Annotated in this window: 17 protein-coding genes; 16 read left to right on the top strand and 1 reads right to left on the bottom strand. The window is 38.1% G+C overall.

The window, feature by feature from the left end; translation table 11 throughout:
* Nucleotides 1-207 precede the first annotated feature (207 nt).
* The 6 genes from C8C76_RS10315 (at nt 208) to C8C76_RS10290 (ending at nt 8,267) form a co-directional block, all read left to right on the top strand.
* Complete coding sequence (locus C8C76_RS10315; RefSeq protein WP_108141349.1) at nt 208-525, top strand: cupin domain-containing protein; 318 nt, start codon at nt 208-210, stop codon at nt 523-525.
* A gap of 119 nt (nt 526-644) precedes the next feature.
* On the top strand, nt 645-2,975 hold the full coding sequence (locus C8C76_RS10310; RefSeq protein ID WP_181248193.1) for an efflux RND transporter permease subunit: 2,331 nt from the start codon (nt 645-647) through the stop codon (nt 2,973-2,975).
* Entirely contained in the window at nt 2,965-3,747 is a 783-nt protein-coding gene (locus C8C76_RS10305; RefSeq protein WP_166637111.1) for an outer membrane lipoprotein-sorting protein, read from the top strand. The genes C8C76_RS10310 and C8C76_RS10305 overlap by 11 nt, the downstream gene beginning before the upstream one ends.
* A gap of 147 nt (nt 3,748-3,894) precedes the next feature.
* Complete coding sequence (locus C8C76_RS10300; protein ID WP_108141343.1) at nt 3,895-5,184, top strand: IS110 family transposase; 1,290 nt, start codon at nt 3,895-3,897, stop codon at nt 5,182-5,184.
* 437 nt (nt 5,185-5,621) lie between these two features.
* Nucleotides 5,622-6,770: a hypothetical protein gene (locus C8C76_RS10295; RefSeq protein WP_108141341.1), complete on the top strand. Its 1,149-nt coding sequence runs from the start codon at nt 5,622-5,624 to the stop codon at nt 6,768-6,770.
* A gap of 150 nt (nt 6,771-6,920) precedes the next feature.
* Nucleotides 6,921-8,267, top strand: coding sequence for an alpha-glucosidase/alpha-galactosidase (locus tag C8C76_RS10290; RefSeq protein WP_108141339.1), 1,347 nt, complete (start codon nt 6,921-6,923; stop codon nt 8,265-8,267).
* Between the two features lie 107 nt (nt 8,268-8,374).
* On the opposite strand, the gene C8C76_RS10285 is transcribed toward C8C76_RS10290, so the two are convergent.
* Entirely contained in the window at nt 8,375-9,190 is an 816-nt protein-coding gene (locus C8C76_RS10285) for an aldo/keto reductase (protein WP_108141337.1), read from the bottom strand.
* A gap of 239 nt (nt 9,191-9,429) precedes the next feature.
* On the opposite strand from C8C76_RS10285, the gene argC reads away from it, so the two are divergent.
* The 10 genes from argC to C8C76_RS10235 all read left to right on the top strand — a co-directional run bounded on the left by argC (nt 9,430) and on the right by C8C76_RS10235 (nt 19,669).
* On the top strand, nt 9,430-10,527 hold the full coding sequence (argC, locus tag C8C76_RS10280) for an N-acetyl-gamma-glutamyl-phosphate reductase (RefSeq protein WP_108141335.1): 1,098 nt from the start codon (nt 9,430-9,432) through the stop codon (nt 10,525-10,527).
* A gap of 99 nt (nt 10,528-10,626) precedes the next feature.
* On the top strand, nt 10,627-11,496 hold the full coding sequence (gene argB, locus C8C76_RS10275) for an acetylglutamate kinase (RefSeq protein ID WP_108141333.1): 870 nt from the start codon (nt 10,627-10,629) through the stop codon (nt 11,494-11,496).
* A gap of 99 nt (nt 11,497-11,595) precedes the next feature.
* Nucleotides 11,596-12,792: an aspartate aminotransferase family protein gene (locus tag C8C76_RS10270; protein WP_108141331.1), complete on the top strand. Its 1,197-nt coding sequence runs from the start codon at nt 11,596-11,598 to the stop codon at nt 12,790-12,792.
* Nucleotides 12,793-12,953: 161 nt separating this feature from the next.
* Nucleotides 12,954-14,858: an SEC-C metal-binding domain-containing protein gene (locus tag C8C76_RS10265; RefSeq protein ID WP_108141329.1), complete on the top strand. Its 1,905-nt coding sequence runs from the start codon at nt 12,954-12,956 to the stop codon at nt 14,856-14,858.
* A gap of 153 nt (nt 14,859-15,011) precedes the next feature.
* A complete protein-coding gene (locus tag C8C76_RS10260; protein WP_108141327.1) occupies nt 15,012-15,563 on the top strand; it encodes an ECF transporter S component in 552 nt (183 codons plus the stop codon).
* A 204-nt stretch (nt 15,564-15,767) separates the two neighbouring features.
* Nucleotides 15,768-16,505 (top strand): hypothetical protein, encoded by a 738-nt coding sequence (locus C8C76_RS10255; protein ID WP_108141325.1) that lies wholly within the window; start codon nt 15,768-15,770, stop codon nt 16,503-16,505.
* Nucleotides 16,506-16,507: 2 nt separating this feature from the next.
* Nucleotides 16,508-17,086, top strand: a complete 579-nt coding sequence (locus C8C76_RS10250; RefSeq protein WP_243733920.1) for a hypothetical protein — start codon at nt 16,508-16,510, stop codon at nt 17,084-17,086.
* 251 nt (nt 17,087-17,337) lie between these two features.
* Entirely contained in the window at nt 17,338-17,940 is a 603-nt protein-coding gene (locus tag C8C76_RS10245; RefSeq protein ID WP_108141323.1) for an HAD family hydrolase, read from the top strand.
* 5 nt (nt 17,941-17,945) lie between these two features.
* Nucleotides 17,946-18,602, top strand: coding sequence for a DUF47 domain-containing protein (locus C8C76_RS10240; RefSeq protein WP_108141321.1), 657 nt, complete (start codon nt 17,946-17,948; stop codon nt 18,600-18,602).
* A 23-nt stretch (nt 18,603-18,625) separates the two neighbouring features.
* Nucleotides 18,626-19,669, top strand: coding sequence for an inorganic phosphate transporter (locus tag C8C76_RS10235; protein ID WP_108141319.1), 1,044 nt, complete (start codon nt 18,626-18,628; stop codon nt 19,667-19,669).
* Nucleotides 19,670-19,798 lie beyond the last annotated feature (129 nt).

Genomic DNA, 19,798 nt, shown 5'->3' with positions numbered 1-19,798 from the left:
ATTGCGGTTTTATTTGTTTTAGCAGTTGCACTATATGTTAGAAAAAAGAAATAAGTTAATTTTAAAAAATTAACTTTGTGTGAGCTGTATCACTGCATTAAATAAAGCAAAGTACTATACTTATATTAGTGAATGAGCAATCATTCATATTAGAGATTTATAATATATGTCAATAAAATTATTTATTAAACGAAAGGAATGATTTTTGTGGAAATTATTAAGTTGAGTGAGTTAGAGGGGACAAAGAACAAAAGAGGAGTAATTGCAAAAGCTGTTTTAAAAAATGATAATGCTCAGGTGATGAACTTAATTTTGTCTGAAGGCGATATTGTACCTGCTCATCAGGTTCCGGTAGATGTGTTTTTCTACATTAAAGAGGGTAAAGGAACTTTAAGAATTGGAGATGAAGCAAGTGTAGTTGAAGCAGGAACAGTTGTGACCTGTCCTCCAAATACAGAGATGGAATTAAAAGCTGATCAGGGTGAAAAATTTGAAGTCTTAAATGTAAAAACACCTTCACTTTAAAAAATAATACCGGCTGTGTAAGCAGCTGGTTTCTTAATAAAATTTTATGAATGAATACTCATTCATAAATTAAGTGTTAGATTAGATAAAGAGAAATGATTAAGAAAAGAGGGGTAATCATGATTGATAAAATAACAGACTGGGTGCTGAAATTTCCAAAAACAGTTTTAATCATAATTTTAATAATCACTGCATTTTTTACTTTCCAGATCTATGATAATGCTCGCTTAGAGACGAACCTGGATAAATATAAGCCGGATGATCATCCAGAATTTGTGGCCAGCGAAGAGTACGAGGATTTATTTGGGATCAATGATGCAGTAATTGTAGCGGTGGAGAATAATAGTAATCCAAATGGTGTCTATAATGCGGAGACATTGAAAATGATTGATCAAATATCTCTAGCACTGGAAAAATTGCCGGAAGTAGCAAAAGGGGATGTCAAGAGTCTGACTACAGCTGATAACATTAAGGGAAGTGAATTTGGTCTGGAAGTTGATCCCTTCTATCAAAAGTTACCGAAAAGTCAGGCTGAAATAGATCAGCTGCGGGAAGATGTAGAAGCCAATAAGATGGTTGGCGGTCGGATTGTAGCCGAAGATGGCAGTTCTGCCTTAATAATGGCTGAATTAAAAGCTGGAGAAATAGACAGGCTGGAGCTCTATCAAAAAGTTCAGGAGATTGTTAAGCCCTACAGAAGCGGCAGTGCAAAGATCTATATTGCAGGACAGCCCGTAGTTGAAGGAACTTTAGCTCATCTAATGCCTCAGGATATGCAGAAGATGATTCCAATTGTTATCTTTATTATCCTCTTTGTCTTATTTTTAACCCTGCACAGCTTTAAAAGCACACTGCTGACCATGCTGGTGGTTTTATTCAGCACAATCTGGGCTTTTGGACTGATGTCCTATTTAGGAATTCCAATTTATGCAGTTTCGACCATGATTCCTGTAATGCTGATTGCACTGGGAGTTGCAGACGGGATTCATCTTTTAAGTCATTTAAATCAGGAAATTAAAGCCCGGCCGGAAAGAGATAAACTTGAGTTAATTAAGGATATGCAGCAGCAGCTCTGGAAACCGGTGGTGATGACTTCAATTACTACTGCAGCAGGATTTCTATCATTATTAACTTCAGATGTTCTGCCGATCAGGTATTTTGGTTTATTTACAGCAGTTGGTGTAATTTCTGCCATGTTCTTTTCTCTGATAATGATTCCGGCTGGTTTGAAAGTGCTGGGTCTGCCAAATCTTAAAATAAAAAAGAAAGAGCAGCAGGCTGCTGACAGGAAATTTTTTCACAAGTTATCTCAGTTTGTACGGACAAGACGCAGAGCTGTAGTAATCATAACAATCATCCTTACGATTATAGCGGCCTATGGTGCCAGCAATATTTGGATTGACTCCAGTATGCTGAATAAATTTACTGAGGACGAGGAAATCTCACAGGCAGATAATTTTATCAATCAGAACTTTGGCGGTACAACTCAGCTGAATTTAATCTTTAAAGCAGAAGAGAATGATACATTTAAAGAACCAGAATATTTAAAAGATGTCTGGGAACTGCAGAATCAGCTGGAAGAACGTGAATTAATAGGTACAACCTACAGTTTAAATGATTATCTCCGCCGGATTAACAAGGTGATGAACGAAGATCAGGAAGAGTTTAACCGGGTTCCTGATTCCAGGGACTTAGTTGCTCAGTATTTACTTTTATATTCAATGTCAGGTGATCCGGAAGATTTAGACAGGCTGATTGATTATGACTACAGGCAGCTGCATGTACAGCTTAGTTTAAAAACAGATCGGACTCAGGAGATTAAAAGTATTATTGCTGAAATTGAAGACTTTGCTGCTAATTCATCTTTAAAGGAATTTGAAGTTGAATTTGCCGGCTCGGCCTATACAAATATGATTTTTAGTGGTCTAATTTTAGAAGGTCAGGTTTTAAGTCTGGCAATTTCCTTAGTAGGTGTTTTCTTACTGCTCAGTCTGCTCTTTAAAAGTTTTGCAGCCGGTTTGATCGGAGTGCTGCCAATTGCAGTTACAGCAGTCGTCAACTTTGGTCTGATGGGAGGCCTGGGAGTTTCTTTAAACACAACTACAGCCTTAATTTCCAGTATCGCAGTTGGAATGGGAATTGACTATGCAATTCACCTGCTTTCCCGCTATCAGTATTATGGAATTAGAGGCTTTAATAAGGCGGAAACTGCAGATAAAGCAATTAACCTCTCCGGAAGAGCGATTACCTTTAATGCAGTTGTTGTGATTGCAGGATTTATGGTCTTAACCTTCTCTGAGTTTCCTCCCAATAGAGAACTCGGCTGGTTAGTTTCAACAGCTTTATTTGTTAGTCTGATTGGAACCCTGACTCTGGCAGTTGCTTTAATTGATATCATGGAACCTAAATTTATTTTCAATAAGAGAAAGGATGATCAAAATGAGGAATAAAATAATAATTACAGTTGCTGTACTGGTAGCTTTAATGGCAGTTTTTGGGACAGTTTCGGCTGCTGAGCTAAGTGGAGAAGAAATCATGGAAAAAGTATATAGTCGTGAAACTGGAGACAGCAGAACTTCTAATCTCGAGATGATTTTAATTAACAGCCGTGGTGCTGAGCGAGTGAGAGAGATTAAACAGTATGAGAAGGACTTTGGCGAGGTTGAAAAGAAAATAATGTTCTTTATTTCTCCGGCAGATGTGCGCAACACCTCCTTTATGAACTGGAGCTATGATTCAGAGCAGAGTGATGACCAGTGGATTTTTCTGCCTGCTTTAAATAAGGTAAAGAGAATTTCTTCTGAAAACAAGAGTGATTATTTTATGGGCTCAGATTTTACCTATGATGACCTGGGAGATAGAACACTAGCCGAAGATGAGCACAATTTAATTGGAGAAGATACAATTGATGGTAAAGAAGTTTATGTGGTAGAAAATATTCCGGTTGCTGAAGACGATTTATACAGCAGAACAGTAACTTATGTCTGGCAGGATAACTGGATTGGTCTTAAAAAAGAGTTTTATGATCAGGAAGGCGAACTGCTCAAAGTCTTAACTGTTAATCAGCTTGAAGAAATAGATGGAATTCTAACCATTGTGGATAATGAAATGCATAATCTGCAGAGTGACCACCGGACAATTTTAAGAACCAGTGAAGTTGAATATAACACTGAAGTTGATGAGAACTTATTTAGTGAAAGAATGATGAGGCGCGGGATATAAATATAGATAAATACGTAATAGCTTAGATTTAAAGAGGAGCATTCCTGTAATGAATAAAAATCAGTATCGACAAAAAAATACCCCCTTGGTATAATACGGAGTATCAGAGGTCATTCTGATCTCTAAAAAACCAAGGAGGTATCTAATATGAATTATACTCAAAATGAAAAGATTATGCAAGTAAAAGTTTCAACACTGGTAGTTGGGGTGGATATCGCAAAGAACAAACATGCTGCTCGATTCTTTGATTTTAGAGGTATAGAATATGATAAGGCAATCTTTTTTGAAAATAATGAAGCAGGTTTTAAAAAACTTCTAAACTGGATTTCAAAAGTAAGTGAGAAGGAAAATAAAACTAGTGTAATAGTTGGTATGGAGCCTACAGGACATTACTGGTTACCCTTAGAAGAATATCTAAGAAGAAAAACAGATTTTTTGAGGGTAGTGGTAAATCCAGCTCATGTTAAAAAGAGTAAGTCTCTTGATGATAACTCACCAACTAAAACAGACAGAAAAGATGCTAAAGTCATAGCTAAACTGGTAATAGATGGCAGATATTCTGTGCCACATATGCCAGAAAAAGAGTATGCAGATCTAAGAGTAGCAATGACTCACAGGGAAAGACTGGTTAAAGATATTATAAACCTTTCAAATAAGATTCAGCAGCTGATAGACAAATATTTTCCTGAATATCAAACTGTTTTTAAAAAATGGAGTGGAAAAGCTTCAGTTGCAATTTTAAAAGAACTTTTTTTACCTTATTTAATACTTGAAAAAACTGATGAAGAAATAGTTGGGATTTTCAAAAAAGGTGCTAATAGAGGTGTGGGTATTAGAAGAGCCAGAAAGCTCAAAAAAGCAGCTTTAAACTCAATTGGTATTAAAGAAGGTGGAGAATTCACCCGGTATGAATTAAGGAATTTACTTGAGCAGTATGAGCTTTTAAACGACCAGAAAGAACTGCTTGAAGAAAAAGTAGAAAAGTTATTTAACAGTATGGAAGAAGCTAAATATATGGAGTCAGTAAAGGGTGTAGGTATAATTACAGTGGCTGGTTTTATTGCAGAAGTTGGGGATATAAATGATTATGATCATCCCAAACAGATACAGAAACTTGCAGGTTTAAACTTAAAAGAACACAGTTCAGGTAAGCATCTTGGTCAAACCAGGATAACTAAAAGAGGAAGACCCAGATTACGGGCATTACTGTACAGAGTAATGCTGCCGATACTGGCTAAAAATCAGGAGTTTAGACAGCTGCATGAATACTATACTACTCAGAGGGATAATCCTTTAAAACCAAAGCAGTCAATGATAGCCCTGGCCTGTAAACTGATTAGAATATTTTTTGCACTTGGTCAAAAACATGTTATGTATGATGGTGAAAAGTTGATGAACGATATTGATAGAAATTTAGATTTACAGGAAGTAGCTTAAACATTAATTGTATTGTTTTTAATGAGTTGATAAGTTTATTGATTTAAGAAAGATTATTTAAAGTTGAGTAATAGAACTTTGAAAGAGGAAGACTGGATTAGCCGGAAATTATTTATTCCATTAGGGCTTAACAGAAGTTAAGACCCCGTCGAGGAGCAGAGCCGGCCTCCACCCATGGGAAGGTAGAACGAAGGAATGTTGGGACATAGATCCTGGGAGATATGGGAGGTAAGACCACCATGGTCTTGTGGAGATCCAAAGCGACCATAGAGGAATTTTTTAGAAAAAAGTTAGATTTTTAATCAGGTCGACTCTATATTTCCATAAATTAATATTTATGTCTTAAGTTTCTACTTTTCTAATTCAAAGAAATATGAAAAACTGCGAATAAGCGAGTATTAAAGAGATAACTTTAATTTAAAGAGGGAGGTTTAATTATGAAGTTTTTAAAAAGCGAAAGATCATTTTCTTTAACACTGATAATATGCCTGGCTGCTGCAGCTCTGCTATTTAGCAGCTCTTTAGCCGGGGCAGCTTATATCAGTCATAAAGTAACGGGTTATACTACTTATGATCTGGAAAATAGTTCTGAACTATATTCATATTTGGAATATGATCTTAAGCTTGAACAGCGTTTGGAGAAGGGACAGTTTGTTTTAAATCCAAAATTACAGATAAATACACTTGAAGAAGAATTAGAGCTTGAGCTTTATGAAGGATATTTAGATTATTATTTTTCCAATGCAGATTTGAGAATCGGACGCCAGATTATTAGCTGGGGCAAGGCTGATGGCCTGACAGTAACTAATTTAATTAATGATCAGAGCAGAGTTCAGCGTCCCTTTGTTAATCCAGATGATCGCTTTCTCGGCAGTGATGCCTTTAAATTAGATTATTATACTGATAGTGGAACTCTGGAGGCAGTTATATCCCTACCTCCCCGAGATTCTGATTTAGATGCCGATCAATCAGGCTTTGGTCTCCGTTATTCAGTACTTGGGATGGGTTCTGATTATGAAATCAGTGCCGGCTCATTTCCCCAGTACAATCCTATGCTGGAAGTATATAATCGGGTAACCGGCAGCAGCGAAGCTCTCTACAGAGACCAGAATTTCATCGGCGGCAGTTTTTCTAATGACCTGGGAAAATTTGTTTTAAAAGGAGAAGGAGCTTACTTTTTTAACCGCGACTATCTGCAGCAGACAGAGAAGGGTCCACAGATTGTAGAAAATAATGAGCTGGAACTTTTAGTGGGCATCGATTATTATCTGGGAGATTATTTAATAGCTCTGCAGGCAAAAGAAGGAATCCTAATCGATGAGCCAAATAATCTTGTCCGGGACAAAACAAAAGGTGAATATTCTTTATTGGTGCAGAGATCTTTTATGAGGGATAACTTAAATCTTGAAAACTGGCTGATTTATAGAGAAATGCCGGAACTGCCGAATATGGAAGATACTCTTCTCTGGCGGCCGCGCTTAAGTTATGATTATTCTGATCAGCTGACTCTTTCTACCGGACTTGATCATGTAATTGATGGACCTGAAAAAAGCGAGATCTTTGCTCAGATAGAATATACATTTTAATGAAATTAATATTATGTCCAGTCCTGATTGGTTAATGCTCTCGGGACTGGAATTTTTATTTTATTTTAAAATCTTCTAAATTATATTTATCTGGCAGCAGGAGTTTAATATCTGACAGCTAAATAATAATCTTAGAAGGAGACTGATAAAATGCGAAAAATAACATTTATTGGTGCAGGAAGTATTGTCTTTGCAAAAAACTTACTAACAGATATATTATCTGTGCCAGAACTGAGAGATACAAAGATTTCACTGATGGATATTGATCCTGAAAGACTGGCAATGACAGAAAAACTTGCTGCTCGAATTGTAGAAGAAAATGATTTTCCAACAGTGATTGAAGCAACTACTGATCGCAGAGAAGCACTTAAAGATGCTGATTATGTAATTTCTATGATTCAGGTTGGAGGACTTGAAGCATATGAAATGGATATTGAAATCCCCAGAAAGTATGGGGTTAATCAGGCAGTTGGTGACACATTAGGGCCTGGGGGAGTTTTCAGAGGCTTAAGAACTATACCAGTTTATTTAGAGATTGCCAGAGATATGGAAGAACTCTGTCCGGAGGCTTTATTTTTGAATTATGTTAATCCGATGGCCATTAACTGCTGGGCTTTAAATAAAGCGACTGATATTAAAAATGTTGGACTCTGCCACAGTGTTCAGGGAACCGCAGCTGAAATCTGTGAATACATAGATCTTCCTTATGAAGATATCAATTATCTATCTGCTGGGATTAATCATATGGCCTGGTATTTAAAATTTGAAAAAGACGGTAAAGACCTTTATCCTCAAATTAAAGCAAAATATGATGATCCTGATGTTTATAAACATGATGTGACTAAATTTGAGTTTCTAAAACATTTCGGTTATTTTGTAACCGAATCAACTATTCATATGTCAGAATATGTACCCTATTTTAGAAAAAATAAAGACTGGATCAGTAATATTCACAGAATGCAGCGAGAACAGCCCGAAAATTCTTATGGGGGAGACATTGGCTGGACTACAGAAGATGAATCCGGAGCTTATCTCCATGTCTGTCAGGTGAGGAATGAAAGCTATCTGGAGGATATGGAAGAATTAATTAATTCGGAAATAAAAATGGAGCGCAGTAATGAATATGGCTCCCACATAATTGAAGCAATGGAGACAGGGAGAGAAACTGTAATTCACGGTAATATTCAAAATGACGGACAGATTACTAATCTACCTCAGGGTTCAGTAGTTGAAGTACCCTGTCTGGTTAATAAGAATGGCATCCAGCCAACTTATGTAGGTGATCTTCCAACCCAGCTGGCAGCATTAAACAGAACCAACATTAATGTTCAGGAACTGGCAGTAGAAGGAGCGCTAACAGGAGATAAAGAAAAAATCTATCAGGCAGTTATGATGGATCCACTAACTGCAGCTGTTTTAGATATGGATCAGATTAGAGAAATGGTCGATGAAATGTTTGCAGCTCAAAGAGAATGGCTGCCTAATTTTGAGATATAGATTTATCAGCTTATTATAATTGAATAATATTTTTAAATAAAAAATCCCCACTAAAAAAGCTAAGCTAAAATTATTAGCCAGAATAGTGGGGATTGAAATTTATATTTTTAATCAAAATCAGGATAGCCGGGATCAATCAGGCGGTTATTCTGATCCAAAAGCTCCATCTCTCTGGCTGCATCAACCGGGAAATCCCAGTCAAAAACTTCTAAATTATTTTTAAGATGAGCTTCAGAACTTGCTTTTGGTATAGCAACAATATTTTTCTCAATCAGCCACCTTAAAGCCAGCTGTGCAGGAGATTTATCGTATTTTTTTCCCAGTGATTTTAAAACACTATTTTCAAATACTTCTCCCTGGGCCAGCGGACTGTAGGCGGTGAGTATAATATCATTTTTGAAAGCAAAGTCCAAAAGATCTTTTTGATAAAGTGTCGGATGAAATTCTACCTGATTGACTGTTATCAGATCTGGATAAGCAGCTAAGGCCTCTTTCAGCAGGGGAATAGTAAAGTTGCTGACCCCAACATTTTTAACTTTGCCGGCTTCTTTTAATTCTTTCATCGCTTTAAGAGATTCTTCAACTGAAATCTCAGGACTTGGCCAGTGAATTAAGAGTAAATCAAAATATTCCAGCTCCAGCTCTGAAAGCAGTCTATCAGCAGTCTTTTTCAGCTGCTTATTCTCTAAATCTTCACTCTGGATTTTAGAAGTAATAAATAGCTCGTCGCGGCTGAGAACAGATTTATTTAGTGCCTCAGCAACAGCCCTGTGATTTCCATACATATCAGCAGTGTCTATATGTCGATAACCCAGCTCGAGGGCTTTTTTTACTACTTCAGTACACTGCTTTCCGCGCAGGCCAGAAGTTCCGAGTCCAAGAGCAGGAATGTGGTTACCATTTTTAAGCTCAAATTCTTTCATATCTCTCACCCTTTCTGATTATGTTTCCAAGTTATATTAATTATAAAATATTTAAATTAGTGCGGCTATTAATTGTTTAACATCAAATTTGTTCTTTAATTAGACAAATAGCTTGATTCAAATACTTTAATGCGATAAAATAAGCCAAAGATATCATTTGTTTATAGTATTTATTTTAGTTAAAGATAGAAGTCGCAGAATGGAAATAAGATGATTTTGAGAAGTAGAGGAGTGAGTAGATGAAAAAAGTTAGTATAGTAGGTGCAACAGGTTATGTGGGCATAGAATTGATGCGGCTGCTGCACGAGCATCCAGAAGTTGAAATTAAGGATTTAGTTTCCAAAAGTAGTTCCGGTCGAATGCTGGTTGATATTTATCCTCAGTTTAGAGGTTCAAAACTGGCTGAGAAAAAATTGATTCCCCTGACTGACTTTGAGGTTGAAGCGAGTGATTTAGTTTTTACAGCTCTGCCCCACGGCGTATCGCAGAATATTGTGGGAGAGCTTTATGGAAAAGGAACGAAAATAATTGATCTCAGTGGTGATTTTCGCTACCACGATTTAGATATTTACGAAAAGTGGTATGGAGTTGAGCACAAGTTTCCTGAGCTGGCAGCTGAAGCAGCTTACGGGCTGGTGGAATTAAACCGCCAGCAGATTAAAAAGGCAGATTTAGTTGCCAATCCGGGCTGTTATGTAACCGCCTCTCTGCTTGGACTGCTGCCGCTGATTGATTTCAAAAAAATTAATCCAGCTTCAATTATTGTTGATGCAAAATCCGGAGTCAGTGGTGCCGGCCGCAGTTTGAAGGAAAATTTACTTTTTACTGAGACCCATAATTCAATGAAGGCCTACAGCCCTGGAACTCACCGCCATGGTTCAGAAATTGAATATATTTTGAGCCAGTATCTGGAGGGAGCATACAGTGGTGATAATTCAGCTGAATCTGAAGCTGAAGCGAAAGCTTTAAAAACTAAGGCTGAAGTTTTATTTACCCCTCATTTAATACCAATCAAGCGGGGGATTCTGGCCACAATTTATCTGGAGCTGAAAGAGGAAAGTTCTCAGGCGGAAATCAGAGAGCTCTATCGCAAACAGTATGAGGATGAATACTTTATCCAGCTGCTGGCTGAGGAGCTGCCGGAGATTAAAAATGTAGCCGGCTCAAATTTTGCCCAGATTGGCTTTAGATATGATGAGCGGACAAAGCGGCTGATTATTGTTTCTGCAATAGATAATATGCTCAAAGGAGCAGCCGGTCAGGCGGTACAGAATATGAACTTGGTTTTTGACCTGCCCGAGTCTACAGGGCTTGAGGCAACAGCTTTATTCCCTTAAAATAAGCTGGCTGGATAACGGGCTTTATTGTCAGAGTATTTTCAACTGGCAGAGGCTGGAGATGATTTTAGATTTTAAAGCAGCAAGGAGGAGAGTACAATAGAAGAATTAATTAAAAAGGCAAATGTGTTAATTGAAGCTTTACCCTATTTTAAAGACTTTTTTGGCAAGACTTTTGTGATAAAGTATGGGGGCAGCATTATGGCTGATCCGGAGCTAAAGGAAAAATTAATTGAAGATATTACCCTTTTAAAATATGTGGGGATTAACCCGGTGATTGTGCATGGAGGTGGGCCGGCGATTAATAAGACGCTGGACCGCTTAAATATTGAAGCCAATTTTATCGACGGACTTCGGGTAACTGATAAGGAAACAATGGAGATTGTAGAGATGGTTTTATCAGCCCAGATTAATAAGGAGATAGTAGCCCTGATTAATAAAATGCAGGCGAAGGCTGTTGGAGTTTCCGGTAAGGATGGCAATTTGATTAAAGCTAAGAAAAAGGAGTTCAGTGATCCGGCCAAGGATTTAGGTTTTGTTGGTGAAGTGGAAGAGATTAATCCAGAACTGATTGAAAAGCTGATTGAAGATGGCTATATTCCGGTAATTGCTCCAGTCGGAGTTAATGAAGCCGGTGAAGGATTAAATATCAATGCTGACAGTGTGGCAGGAGAGCTGGCAGCTGCCTTAAAGGCAGAAAAATTAATCTATCTGACCGATGTTAATGGGATTCGCTATGATGCAGAAGATCCGGAGAGCAGAGTCTCCCAGCTTAAATTTTCGGAGATTAAGCAGTGGATTGCCGATGGTAAAATTCAGGGAGGAATGCTGCCCAAAGTTGAAGGCTGTATGCAGGCTGTGGAAAGTGGTGTGATCAGAACTCACATTTTAAATGGGCTGGTTGCTCATCCGCTGCTATTGGAGATCTTTACCGACCAGGGTGTTGGAACTATGATTTTAAAGGATTAGCAGGAGCTGCAGGAATTTCTCAGAAAATTACTGCCAGCTCCAGTGATTAAATTTGATTTAAATTGATTATTTCTATTAAGCGAAGGGAGAATTGATAAGATGGAAATAGAAGAAATTGTTGAGATGGACGAGAAGCATTTTATGAATGTTTACAGCGGCAGATACCCACTTTATGTGGAAAAGGCTGAGGGAATTAAATTATACAGTAAGGACGGCAAAGTTTATCGTGATTTTCTGGCAGGAATCGGGGTCAATGCTCTAGGTTACAGCAATCAGCGCTTTAAAGAGGCTTTAAAAGATCAGATTGATAAGATTATTCACTGTTCCAACCTTTACTACATAGAGCCTCAGGCTGAGCTGGAGAAAAAGCTCTGCCAGAATTCCTGTTATGACCGGGTCTTTTTTGCCAACAGTGGTTCCGAGGCCAATGAGGGTGCTTTAAAACTGGCCCGCAAGTATTTTAAGAAAAAAGGGACTAATAAGTTCGAAACGATCACGGCTGATAAATCTTTTCACGGGCGGACAATGTCAACTGTTACAGCAACCGGACAGGATAAATACAAAAAACCATTTACTCCCCTGCCGGAAGGATTTTCGACTGTCCCCTTTAATGACCTGGAAGCTCTAAAAGAGGCAGTAACTGAGAAAACAGCTGCCATTATGCTGGAGCCAGTCCAGGGAGAGGGTGGAATCTACCCGGCTGCAAAGGAGTATTTGGAAGGAGTACGCGAGCTCTGTGATCAAGAGGATATCCTTTTGATTTTTGATGAGGTCCAGTGTGGAATGGGCAGAACCGGTGAGCTTTTTGCCTACCAGAACTATGGAGTTGAAGCTGACATTATTTCACTGGCCAAAGCCTTAGGTGGCGGAGTTCCGATAGGAGCTTTTATGGCCAAAGAGGAAGTTGCAGCTGCCTTTGAGCCAGGTGACCACGGCACAACCTTTGGCGGTAATCCGCTGGCAACCAGAGCCGCCTCTGAGGTAATGGATATTATGCTGGAGCCCGGCTTTTTAGATTCAGTTAAGGAAAAAGGCGCTTATCTCAGATCTGAGCTGGATAAACTGGTGGCTGAAAATGATAATTTAGTTGAAACCAGAGGTAAGGGATTGATGCTGGCTTTAGAAGTTGGCGGTAGTTTATCAGCCAAAGAAATTACCAACCAGCTCTTTGAGCGTGGCTTTTTAGTGAATGCGGTTAAAGAAACTACCCTGCGTTTTTTACCACCACTGGTTGTAGAAAAAGAAGATATGGATTTACTGGTTAAAAATATTGAAGAAATAATTAGAGCTGAGTAGTGATTTATTTACTTTAAATTATATTCAGCATCTGCTATAATTAAAGGTGAAATAAATTTAAATAAAACTGATTGAGCTCCAGAAGCTTTTTAGCTTGATGGAGCTCTATTAATGTTAAAAATATTAGTTCAGAATAAGATAAGAGAAAGGTAGGGAATTAAATGGATAAAAGACTAAAAGGTTTAAAAGAGAGTATAGCTAAAAGAAGAGAAAAAGATACAGTTCGCTCCTACAGTATTGGACGGAATGAACCTTGTCCCTGCGGCAGTGGCAAGAAATTCAAAAAATGCTGTGCCCGCAATAATCCGGAGAAAAGTGTGGAGGAATATTTTGAGGCAATTAAAAATGCAGAAAATGAGGAAGAGGTACTAAATCTGCTTAAAGATGCGGTCAAAAATTATCCGCTTGAACACAGATTTTTACTGCCCCTGATTGTTTACAGCCTGCAGAGCAATAATTATCAGGAGGCCGGCAGATATTTACGTCACGCCTGGCAGCTGATGGGAACAGATCTGGATGAAGCCTTCATTTCTCCTCTGGTAAACATTATGCTGGATCAGGAAGAAATTGATGAAGCAGAAGCGCTTGTGCGTCAGGCCCTGGAGGATAAGGGAGAAAGCATTCCGCTCTTAATTGCTCTGGCCGAGGTTTACAAAAAGGGTCAGAACTTTCAGCGGGTTAATGACATTATTGAGCGGGCAATGCAGATTGATGCCGAAAATTTACAGCTGATTGTTTTCCGCCTGGAAACTTTAATGGATTTAGATGATGTAGTTAGTGCGTTGAGTCTTTTTGAAAAATATTATGATCAGCTCAAAGAATACAAGCACATGCGGGTAATTTCATTTTTAGATGATTTTATTAAGGAAAGATTTAACCTTAAGGGAAATAAGAAGCTGAAGCAGAAAGAGGCTCTCTCCCGGGCAGCGAAAATTTTTAATGTCTTTCAGCAGCTTGATAATTTAAAAATGAGTAAAGCTGAAACTGAAGGCCGCAAGTTGCTGGCTGAAATTAAGGAGCTGGCACCTAAAAATTCCCAGATTGCTCTCGATATCCTCTCCCGTTATTTAGCGGCAGAGCTTTATCAGGATTTTGCTGATTTTGCGGAAGAACTGGAAGCTGAACATATGAAGAACCCGGATTTTCTGCGACTTCTATTCCTGGCTGATTATCAGCAGGGGAATTTAAAAGCAGCTGAAGAAAAAATTAAGACTGCTTTTACTATCGAAAAAAGTAGAAAAGATGGGCATTTTCACAACTGGCAGGTTGCCTCTGACTACCTGAGATTTTTAGTAGATCACGGTGAGCAGGAGGACCTGGCTGATTTTGTCAGTGAATTTGCAGAGCTTATAGATGATGAGAAAAATCTGCTGGCCAGTTTAATGATGCTGATTGAAAATGAAGAGACCAGAAATTATCAAAAAACACTGCTTGAGAGTTTGTTAAACTTAATTGATGCTGCTAAGATTGATCAGATCAGCAAAAAAGATATTTACAATAACCGCCTGTTTATCAGTCTAGCTGCTCTGGATGGAGATGAGACTATCTATGACCAGGGGCGGGAAATGACTACCGAAGAATTAAAATCTGTGATAGCCGAAGTCGAAGCAGCAGGTGTTGAGACTCCTGCTTTAAGTTATGCCAGATTGAGACTTTTAAAATATCAGTCAGAACTGCAGGAGGATCGAAAAGAAGAACTGGTGGCCCGGGTTAAAGAAGCTGAGATAGAAAGCTATTTTGATACAGTTGCCTATTATGAGACCATTTTAAGATTTGGCGATCCGGCACCAATTCTGACCGAAATACCCCACGGCAAATTCTTAGATGATGAGTATCTGGATTTCTACCGTTTAATTGCAGCTTTAAAACTCAACTATTATGAAATGGGAACCGAGCTCTTCCACCGCCAGTTAATGCGGGAAAGCAAGCGGAATAAGGTGATGAGCTATTTGGTCAGACTGCTGCGTTACTTTAAAGAAGATAAGCTGATTGAACACTTTAAGGCAATGGAAGTTGATGAAGTAATTATCAACTATCTAAAGAAACTGACTGAAAAGAGAAATTAAATAGAAAGCGGACTTTAGGAAAAAATTCTTAAAAACACTTGTTATTCAGTTAGATAATTATTATAATATAGCTATAACAGCCGGGGCGGAATCTTATTTTTAAGAGCTGCACCCATTAAGAGCTGTTAAATACAATAAGTTTAGTCCACCTGGATCAATGGACTGGGATGGGAGGAAAAGAAAATAAAACTCAAAACAAGACAGATCGTGATTGCTGGTATGCTGGGAGCTATTTCTATTATTTTAGGTGCTACAGGACTGGGATTAATCCCCTGGCCGAGTGCAGCCGGACATGCAACAATAATGCACCTGCCTGCTATTTTAGGTGGGATTATTGAGGGACCGATTGTCGGCCTTTTGATTGGTTTGATCTTTGGTATCTTTAGTTTTATCAGAGCAACCAATCCAATTTTTGCCGACCCACTGATTGCAGTTTTACCAAGACTTTTTATTGGAGTAGCAGCTTATTATGCCTACCGCTCCACTAAAAATTTCAATCAGAGTACTTCTTTAATTCTGGCAGGAGCAGTTGGTACTATTGTCAACACAGCTGGAGTCTTAATTTTGGCTGTAGTTAGAGGTTATTTACCGGCAAGTGCCGCCTGGGCAGTAGCTTTTACCAATGGAATTCCGGAGATAATAGTCGCTGCCGTGTTTTCACTGATTATCGGTAAGGCACTGATTAACTTTCAAAAAAATAGTTAAGTTAAAAAGACTGAGGCAGCTGCTTCAGTCTTTTTTGCGGCGTGATATATTGAACCAGGTCCAAAACGCCCGTTTTGGACCTGGTTATAATGAATGATTTCACAAATAACTGTTTTTTGACTTCATTACTCCGGATAATGTATAATATATTATATAGATCAGGAGTAATTCAACTCCGATTTAGGCTTGAGAGGAGGAGTTAAAATGAAAGATAAGCAGAGAATTAAAGAAGTGCTGGAAAATACTGAAATACTGCTTGAACCAGACGATTTAATTTCTACAGAACATGATACAACTCTCCACTATTATGTACTCAGCAAGCCATATTATCTGGATGAATTTCCGGAGGAAGGACCAGAAACCAAGGTGAGAGAAGGAAAAATCACCTGGGAAAAGCCAAAATTGTTAACTCCGGATTATATGATAAATATGAGTGGGTTTAGTGGTGAAGCAAAGAAGGCTATGCAGATCATTGCTCGCGAAAACCCCGATCTGGCCGGACTGCTTTATAAGATGAATTATAGAAAACAATCAATTAGTACCTTTACTATCAGCAGAGAAATTGAGGCTGCTGAAGCTGAAATAAGAGACGATATAGATGAAGAAGATGATAATTTAACTGTAATTATCAAAGGAGTAGATGAGCTCTGGGATGTTTCTTTGATGAAATTTATCCAGACTCTAATGTTAAAGAGTGCTTATAAATCTCAGCTTCCTGACTATGAGGAAAAGGGATTTTTGAGCACAGATGATAAAGGCTATTCTGTAGTTACCAGAAATCTCGAAGGACTGCCAATAGCAGCCAGTGAAGAGATCGAAAAAATGTTTGAGATGGTTAAAAATGGTGAGGAAGATCCTTCAAAATTAAAGAAGGAGCTTGATCGCTGGGGAGTTTTTAATGCATATCAGGATAGATTTTTTGATCTTTTTAGGGAGGACTGATAATGATGAAAAGTGCTTATGAAATTGCAATGGAAAGAGCGGATGAAGTTTATGGAACAAATGATAAGGATCATAATTCTCTAGAAATTAGAGAAGAACTGAAAGAAATTATGGCTCCATTTTTTAAAGAAGAGATGGATGCTGAAGGTTTATGGCATAAGCTGGAAGATAAAGAGGATGCTTATTTAAAAGAAGCACAGCTGATGTTGATTGAATCAATTGGGCTCCGCAACTCTTCTGAACAGATAAAAAGGCGTAAAGAAGCTGTAGTGGCTGTTGAATCACTTAAAGAAAGTGGAAATACCAGTTTTTTTGAGAAACAGTTTACCCAGGCACAGAGCCTGCAGCAGCAGTATCAGACTCAAAAGAAACAGCTTGATGAGCAGGTAAAACAGCACTTAGAACAGGCTCAGGGACAGGGGCAGAATCCACTGGCTGCCGCTCAGGGTGGTAATGACGGTCAGAACGGCATGAATGCTCAGATGAGACAGCAGCTGGCCCAGAAGGTATCAGAGTTTCAGGAAGGATACAATAAGCGTTTTAATAAGTTAATCGATAAAATGAAAGCTGAAATTGAGTAAGAGGCGAAAAAATTTAACTATCATTTAAAAATAAAGCTAAAAATTAAATAAAAATTTAAAAATCCGGCCTTTGAGTCGGGTTTTTTTGCTTTAAAAGCTAAAAATAAACAGGAAAAGATTAATTAAGCTAGAATAATATATTAAGAAACAAATATAGGCACCTGGTACTTGTAAATATTTACCAAAAAGCTGTTGTTTAAATAAGGAAAATATTTACAAGTACTCGGTACCATCAAGATGGAGGCTAAATAATGATTAAAAACATAGTATTTGATCTGGGAAATGTGCTGCTGGATTTTGATCCGGAAAGTTATCTGGATGAACTTGGCTACAGTGATGATTTAAAGTCCCAGCTGATAAACGAAATTTTTGAAACCGAGGAGTGGCTGCAGCTTGACCGGGGAACTATCAGCCAGAAGCAGGCTGTAGAAAAATGGCAGCAGCGAAATCCAGAGCTGGCCGAAGAGATTGCAGAGGTAATGGCTGAATGGGAAAAGATTTTAACACTCAAGAAAGACAGCCTGGAAATCTTAAAATCAACAGCCGAAAAAAATTATAATCTATATATATTATCAAATTTTCATCAGCTGGCATTTGATTATATCAGCAGCAAATATGATTTCTTTAAATACTTTGATGGTCGGGTGATTTCTGCCGATGTTAATTTAATCAAACCAGAAGCAGAGATTTATGATCATTTACTTAATAAATTTAATTTAAAAGCTGAAGAAACTCTTTTTATAGATGACTCGAAAGCCAATATCGAGGCAGCCTTAAAAAAGGGAATCAGGGTAATACATTTTAAAGACGCTGAGAGTCTGGATGAGGAGTTAAAATTATATCTTAAGGAGTGAAGCTGATGCCTCATATATTATTTGGCCGTTCCAAAGAACTGGAGATTGAAATTACAGAATATTTAGACCTTGTTAACCAGGGGGCCCTGACATTTAAAAGAGATTTAAAGAGGTATGTTCAAAAAGATTTTGAGCTTTTTGAAGAATCACTGACTGACATTAAAAAAATTGAAAATAATGCTGATGAACATCAAAAGGACATTAAATATAAGTTGTATAAATATATGCTGATTCCGGAATCAAGGGCCGATGTTTTAAATATTATTGAAGAGATTGATACGATAACTGATCTGGCCAAGGAAGTGATTTATGAAATTTCGATAGAAAAGCCGGTAATTCCAGCGGGATTAGAAAGTGATTTTTTGGAGCTGGTTGAAAATAGCGCAGAGGCAGTTGACATGCTGGTTAAATGTGTGCGGGCATTTTTTGAAGAAATTTCGCAGGTTAATGATTATGTCAATAAGGTTCATTTTTATGAACATCAGGCAGATAAAAATGAAGAAAGGTTAAAAAGAAAAATATTTTCCGATCAGTGTGAGGAAATAGAAATTGCCTATAAGCTTCAGCTCAGATATTTTATTGAGGAGATTGCCGCTTTGTCTGATCAGGCCGAAATGGTCAGTGAGGATGTTTCTGTAGCAGCTGTAAAAAGAAGAATTTAAATCAGTAAATGGTGGTGTGAAAAATGATTGAAGTTATTATCTATCTGTCAAGCGGCCTCTTTTTAGGCTGGTCTTTAGGTGCCAATGATGCAGCCAATATTTTTGGAACTGCAGTTGGCAGTAAAATGGTCAAATTTTCAACAGCTGCTCTGATTATGACAATTTTTGTAATTCTGGGTTCAGTTGTTAGTGGGGCAGGAGCATCTCATACCCTTGGAGCTCTGGGACAGGTAGGCACACTGCCGGCAGCTTTTGTAGTGGCTTTTGCAGCAGCAGTTGCAGTGTCCTGGATGACAAAATTAAGTCTGCCGGTTTCTACTTCACACTCGATTGTAGGAGGGATAATTGGCTGGAACCTTTATTCTGGTTATGCCACTGATCTGAGTGTGCTGAGAGAAATTGTAGGAGCCTGGATATTTTCACCGGTTCTTTCGGCTTTTTTTGCTGTTGTTTTATATTTCGCTTTTAGGAAATGGCTGAATAATGCCAGAGTTCATCTGCTGCAGCTCGATTTTTATACCCGCTGGGGATTATTGATTGTTGGTGCTTTTGGAGCCTATTCTCTGGGAGCTAATAATATTGCCAATGTAATGGGAGTCTTTACCGGTATTATGGAGATTCCGGCTTATAATCTCAGTATTTTTAGCTTCAGTGGAGCTCAGCAGCTTTTTCTGCTGGGAGGGATTGCAATTTCCGTTGGGGTAGTAACTTATTCTAAACGTGTGATGCTTACTGTTGGCTCAAATATTATGGATATTTCTCCAATTGGAGCTTTTATTGTTGTGCTGGCGAGCTCGACTACACTTTTTGTCTTTGCTTCAGCAGGTCTCAAAGATTTTTTAATAATGCTTGGTCTTCCTTCCTTTCCACTGGTTCCTGTATCAAGTTCTCAGGCAGTAGTGGGCGCAGTACTGGGGCTGGGGCTGGCAAAAGGTGGGCGCAATATTAATTTTAAGCTGCTGGGTAAAATTGGAGTTGGCTGGATACTAACCCCGATTACAGCGGCAGTTATTTCGTTTATTTTATTATTTTTTATGCAGAATGTTTTTATCAGATCAGTCGTTTAAAAACTGAAAAATAAACTGCTGAGTTTAATTTTAATTTAACTTGAATTCGGCAAGTAAAAATACCGAATCCAGTTATGATAGTCTTTAAACAGTAAATCTAGTTCAAATTTTTTTGAATAAAAAAATAGA

Source organism: Halanaerobium saccharolyticum, from assembly GCF_003053565.1.
Classification (GTDB): Bacteria; Bacillota; Halanaerobiia; order Halanaerobiales; family Halanaerobiaceae; genus Halanaerobium; species Halanaerobium saccharolyticum_B.
Note: the sequence above shows the minus strand (reverse complement) of the source record. Positions and strands in the feature narration are given on the sequence as shown.